Here is a 5,449-nt window from a genome sequence, read left to right as displayed (position 1 = left end):
CCGGGCCAGTAGTAGCCGCCGCTGGCGTAGGCCGGCACCTTGTCCGTGACCACCGCGCCCAGCAACTTGTACAAGGGCTTGCCCACGCTGCGCGCGTTCAGGTCCCACAGCGCCACATCCAGCGCGGACAAGGCGCGCAGCGTGGGCAAGCCCTTGTACAAGTTGCTGGGCGCGGTGGTCACGGACAAGGTGCCGGCCTACGCCAGCGGCGGCTACTACTGGCCCGGCAAGACGGACGACGACCTGGCCGCCGAAATGCGCGCCTTCGTCGACGAGGGCTACGCGGCGGTCAAGATCAAGGTGGGCAAGCTGCCGCCCGGACAGGAAGCCGCGCGCGTAGGCAAGGTACGCGAGGCGATCGGCCCGGATGTGCACCTGATGCTGGACGCCAACAACGCCTGGCCCGACCTGCCCACCGCCCTGCAATACATGGAGCGCATCGAACCGCATCATCCCTATTGGATCGAGGAACCGTTCTCTCCGGACGATATCGACAATCATGCCCGCCTGGCGCGCGCCACCCGCGTTCCGGTGGCGACCGGTGAAATCGAAGCCGGCCGATGGCGCTTCAAGGACCTGCTGGAGCGCGGTGCCGCCGCCATCCTGCAAACGGACGCCACGGTGTGCGGCGGTATCACGGAATGGCGGCGCATCGCGGCCACGGCGGCCAGCTACGGCGTACCGGTGGCCCCGCATGCCTGGCATGACATCCATGTGCACCTGGTGGCATCGTGCCCGAACGCCAACTGGATGGAGTTCATGCCGGACGACCATATCGTCAACCTGCGCCGCCTGCTGGACCGGCAACTGGTCGCCCGCGACGGCCATCTGCTGCTGCCCACAGAGCCCGGCCTGGCCTTTCGTTTCGACGACGATGCGGTGGCCCGCTACGGCGTCGCCTATCCCGGCAATTCCGGCCCCTGGGCCACCCTGACCGCCCAGCGCGGAGGAAAAAACGCATGAAGATCGCCGCCATACAGACCATGACACTGGAAGCGCCGTTGGAGAAGCCCTGGCGCATCTCCACCTTCACGCTGGCCTCGCTGACCGCCACGGCGGTACGGATCGTCACGGACGAGGGTATCCACGGCACCGGCGAGTGCATTGCCCGCTTGGGGCCGGGCGTCGCCGCCGCCGTGGTGCGGGAAATCCTGGCCCCCGTGCTGATCGGCCGCGACCCGCAGCATGTGGAGGGACTGTGGGAAGACATGTATCGCACGATGCGAGCGCGCGGGCATTCCCGCGGCTTCCTGATGGAAGCGATCGCGGGCGTCGATATCGCGCTGTGGGACCTGCTGGGCAAGGCCGCCGGCCGGCCGACCTGGCAATTGCTGGCAGGCCACGGACGGCGGCAGATCGAGGCGTATGCATCGTCGGTGCTGCTGGATACCCCGGAAGTCATGGCCGACGAGTCGCGCGCCCTGGTCAAGCGGGGATATCGCGCCATCAAGTTGAAGGTGGGACAAGGCATCCACGCCGACATCCCGCGCATCGAAGCGGTGCGCGCCGCCGTCGGCCCCGATATCGAGATCATGCTGGACGCAAACGCGGGATACGACCCCACCTCCGCCATCGTCGTCGGACGGGCGGCGGAACGCCTTGGCGTCTACTGGCTGGAAGAACCCGTGCTGGCAGACGACCTGCCCGGCTATGCGCGCGTGCGCGATGCCGTCAAGGACATCCGCATCGCGGCCGGCGAAGGCGAATTCACCAGCGCGGGCTTCAGGCCCTTCTTCGAGCAAGGCCTGCTGGATGTGGCGCAGCCGGACATCGCCCGCGCAGGCGGCTTCACGGGGTGCCGCCGCATCGCCGCCCTGGCGGATGCCTACAACATCGCGGTATGCCCGCATACGGGCGCATCGGGGCCGATCTGCATCGCGGCGTCCATGCATCTGTCGGCCGCGATACCGCGCTTCCGGTACTTCGAAGACATGTATATCCGCAACCCACTGCATGACATGCTGGCGCGCCCCCTGCCGGCGCAACGGGACAGCGTGATCGCGCTGACGGACGAGCCGGGGCTGGGGCTGGCACTGGACGAGGACAAACTGCGCGCGTTCTCGCGCGACGGAATGGGGTGGCAAGATGTAGCAAAATAGCCTTTTCCCACGGCTGCGGCGCTTATGTCGACTCCCACTGCCCACTTCGTGCCGGCGCGCACCGCGCTGCTGGTGATGCATTACCAGACCGACATCATGGCGCTTTTCCCTTCGGTGGCGCCCGCCTTGCTGGCCAATACGCGCAGCCTGTGCGACGCCGCCCTGGGCAAAGGCGCCGGCGTCTATTTCGCGAAGATCCACTTCAGCCCCGGCTATCCCGAAGTCAGCCCCTTGAACAAGAACGGCCAGGGCATCAGGCAGCTTGGCCTCTTCGTCAACGACAGGATCTCGCCCGAACTCGGCCAACGTGCCGACGAACCGCTCATCGTCGCGCATCGTGCCAGCGTGTTCTTCGGTACCGACCTGGAAGCCCGGCTGCGCGCCCGGGGCGTCGATACGCTGATCATGGCGGGCATCGCCTCGACCGGCGTCATGCTGTCGTCCATCGCCCACGCCAGCGATGCGGACTTCCGCCTGTTCACCGTGAAGGATTGCTGCTATGACCCGGATCCGATCGTGCACGAACATCTTTTCGCCACGGCGTTCGAGTCGCGTACCACGGTGCTTTCCCTGGATGAGGCGCGGCAGTTGCTTGCCTAGCGAGCAGGACCCTTGAGTCAGGATCTTTCGACGGTACCGACGTTTCTTGCGATATCAGCCAGGCATTCATCAATTGCCTGGTGCTTCCAGCCCGAATCATCGGTGCCCGCGCTCGCGCGCCTGCCGCATCTTCTTCCAAAGCGTGGTCCGCGAAATCCCCAGCAGCCTGGCGGCCTCGCCCAGTTGTCCGCCCGCCTCCGCGATCGCTCGCTGGATGCCCTGCCATTCCGCATCCGCACGCAGGGTTGCAAGGTCTGCCGGAACGTCCTCGTCCAGGCGCTTCTCCGGAAACAGGTCCGCGGCGTCAAGTTCCGCCGCGTCCGTCATTACCGCCGCGCGCTGCACGCGGTTGCGCAGTTCGCGGACGTTACCGGGCCAGTCGTGTTCGACCAGCGCCGTCTGGGCCTGGGGCGTGAACTCGCGCGCGGCCACGCCACGCATCGCATCCTGTCCGACCAGAAAGCGGCGTGCCAGTACCGGGATATCCTCGCGGCGGTGGCGCAGCGGCGGCAACGGCAGGCGGCCCACCGCCAACCGGTAGTAAAGATCGTGGCGGAATCGCCCTTCCCGCACCTCTTGTTGCAGATCCACGTTGGTGCTGACGATAACGCGGCATCCCATCCGCGTGGGCTGCACGGCGCCCAGCGGGCGATAGAGCCCGTCTTCCAGCACACGCAGCAGCATGGCCTGAGCGCGGGGGGCGAGTTCGCCGACTTCATCCAGGAATAAGGTACCGTTGCCGGCCTGGGCGAGATAGCCGTCGCGGGGGGCATCGGCCCCGCTGAACGCGCCGCGCACATGGCCGAACAACTGGTCCTCCGCGAGGGCATCGCCCAGTGCCGCGCAGCTTACCGGCATGAACGGGCCGTCCGCATGACGGGATCGCCGATGCATATACCGGGCCGTCAGCTCTTTGCCCACGCCGGTCTCGCCTTCGAGCAGCACATGCATGTCGGACGCCGCCAGGCGCTCGATCGCCACGGCGACGTCGGCGCAGGCCGTGCCGATCGCGAAGGGGGATTCCCGTACAGGCTCCCCCTTGCCTTCGCGGCCGGCATACCGCTCGACTGCCGCGCGTATGCGCGCGACTACCGCATCGGCGTCGTAGGGCTTGGTCAGATAATCGTTCGCGCCCGCGCCGACCAGCCGCACGGCCTGGGCAATATCGCCATAGGCCGTCGCGAACACCACCGTCGTATTGGCAAGATAGGGCACGATGCGGCGATACAGATCCTCGCCGGATCCATCCGGCAAACGGATATCGGCCAGCACGAAGGCCGGGCGCAGCCGGGACCGGCGCAACACCTCGACGGCCTGGGCGCAACTTTCCACCCATTGCACGGACAGGCTTTCCAGCAGTAACCGCTGGCGCATGGCGCCACCCAGCACGGCATCGTCTTCGACCAGCAGTACGTCGATATAGGCCGTCATATGCGATTCGCCCCCCAGTACGGCAGCCAGAGGGAAATACAGGTTCCGTCGCGGGTGGCGCCATGCACGCGCAGCCGGCCTCCCAGGCCGCCCACCAAATCGACCACGATCCCCAGGCCCATCCGTTCGCCTATCGCCCGGGGCGCATTGCGCAGCGTCGCCTTGGCTTCATCTGGCATCCCTACCCCCTGGTCGCGTACATGAATGGCGAGCGCCCGGTTGCGCGCGCGCGCCATCACCCACACAGCCCCGCCCCGCGGCGACGCCGCGACGGCATTCAGGACCAGGTTCAGCAAAAGCTGGCGCACCGGCGCGGCGGGCAGCATGGGCGCATCCGCCTCCGGCCAATCGCTGTCCACGTGTACGGACACCGCCTGGCGGTCCGCCTGCGCCCGCACCATCAGGCGCACGTCGCGCAAGTCCGCGCCGCGCAGGGGCTGGTAGGCATCGCCGGGACGAAACGTGCGCAGGCTGGCGTCCACCACCGCCTGCAGGGCCTCCAGCCCGCGGCCCACGAAGTCCAGCGATTCGCGCCGCGCATCGTCCTGGTGCCCGAATTGCCGCAGGGTCTGCAGCGCAGTCCGCATACCGCCCAGGGGATTCCGGACTTCGTGCGCCAGCGCGGCCGACATGCGTCCGAGCAGGGCTTCGCGTTCGACGCGAGCCTGGCGGCTGGCCAGTGCCTCCCGTTCATGGAGCCCTTGCACCATCCAGTTGTAGGCGGCCAGCAGGTCCTCCATTTCAGGGTCATGGGGAAAGGTGTCCGGCGCCAGCAGGCGAGGCGGCTCGCCGCGCGCGGACCGCAACCGCTGGGTCAACAGCATGATCGGACGCTGCATTCTTCGCGCGACGATGAAGCCCAGGCATGCCCCCGCCACGCTGATACCGAGCCCCGTCAGAATCAGTTCGATCGCTAGGTCGCCACGCTGCCGCATGAAATCTCCCACATCGAGATTGGCGACGACCCTGCCCAGTTCGGGATGCGCTGCGTCCAGTTCGCGCCACACCCAGACGCCCCGGGCATGCCCATCGAGCCGCGTACCGCTGCGAGCCCGCCCTAACGTCGTCTCCATGGGGATGCCCTTGACATCCTTGTCGCGCGACACATGGGCCAGGACCTCGCCATCCTCCGACAGGATCGCGAGCGTACGGTCCACCACCCCGACATGGGTACCCAGGGCGCATTCAACCGGTCGTCGCAACACTGGATTGTTGAACAGATTTTAGGTACCCGTCCAGAGCTTCCGCAGGCGTCTTCCAGCCAAGCGTTTTGCGGGGCCTGGAATTCAAAGTGTTCGCAACGGCTTGGATTTCCCGGG

4 protein-coding genes and 2 pseudogenes are annotated in these 5,449 nt (G+C 67.1%); 3 read left to right on the top strand and 3 right to left on the bottom strand.

The features are described from left to right. Positions 1-140 (bottom strand): annotated as a pseudogene (locus tag ACO1P8_RS22270) (mandelate racemase/muconate lactonizing enzyme family protein); the annotation flags it as partial. Here ACO1P8_RS22270 and ACO1P8_RS22265 point away from each other — a divergent pair. The 3 genes and pseudogenes from ACO1P8_RS22265 to ACO1P8_RS22255 all read left to right on the top strand — a co-directional run. After that, positions 133-963: pseudogene (locus tag ACO1P8_RS22265) on the top strand (mandelate racemase/muconate lactonizing enzyme family protein); the annotation flags it as partial. The pseudogenes ACO1P8_RS22270 and ACO1P8_RS22265 overlap by 8 nt on opposite strands. Then, positions 960-2,099 (top strand): mandelate racemase/muconate lactonizing enzyme family protein, encoded by a 1,140-nt coding sequence (locus tag ACO1P8_RS22260; RefSeq protein WP_486298029.1) that lies wholly within the window; start codon positions 960-962, stop codon positions 2,097-2,099. The pseudogene ACO1P8_RS22265 and the gene ACO1P8_RS22260, both read left to right, overlap by 4 nt. A 24-nt stretch (positions 2,100-2,123) precedes the next feature. After that, a complete protein-coding gene (locus tag ACO1P8_RS22255; RefSeq protein ID WP_486298028.1) occupies positions 2,124-2,699 on the top strand; it encodes a cysteine hydrolase family protein in 576 nt (191 codons plus the stop codon). A 96-nt stretch (positions 2,700-2,795) separates the two neighbouring features. On the opposite strand, the gene ACO1P8_RS22250 is transcribed toward ACO1P8_RS22255, so the two are convergent. Both ACO1P8_RS22250 and ACO1P8_RS22245 read right to left on the bottom strand, forming a co-directional pair. After that, complete coding sequence (locus ACO1P8_RS22250; protein WP_486298027.1) at positions 2,796-4,130, bottom strand: sigma-54-dependent transcriptional regulator; 1,335 nt, start codon at positions 4,128-4,130, stop codon at positions 2,796-2,798. Then, positions 4,127-5,332, bottom strand: coding sequence for an ATP-binding protein (locus ACO1P8_RS22245; protein ID WP_486298026.1), 1,206 nt, complete (start codon positions 5,330-5,332; stop codon positions 4,127-4,129). Before ACO1P8_RS22245 ends, ACO1P8_RS22250 begins: the two co-directional genes overlap by 4 nt. Between the last annotated feature and the right edge of the window lie 117 nt (positions 5,333-5,449).

This window comes from Bordetella sp. (assembly GCF_057362025.1).
Note: the sequence above shows the minus strand (reverse complement) of the source record. Positions and strands in the feature narration are given on the sequence as shown.

Bases quoted from the DNA above. Each gene is read 5' to 3' on its own strand.
- ACO1P8_RS22260 (WP_486298029.1), top strand. From the start codon at position 960: ATGAAGATCGCCGCCATACAGACCATGACACTGGAAGCGCCGTTGGAG.
- ACO1P8_RS22255 (WP_486298028.1), top strand. From the start codon at position 2,124: ATGTCGACTCCCACTGCCCACTTCGTGCCGGCGCGCACCGCGCTGCTG.
- ACO1P8_RS22250 (WP_486298027.1), bottom strand. From the start codon at position 4,130: ATGACGGCCTATATCGACGTACTGCTGGTCGAAGACGATGCCGTGCTG.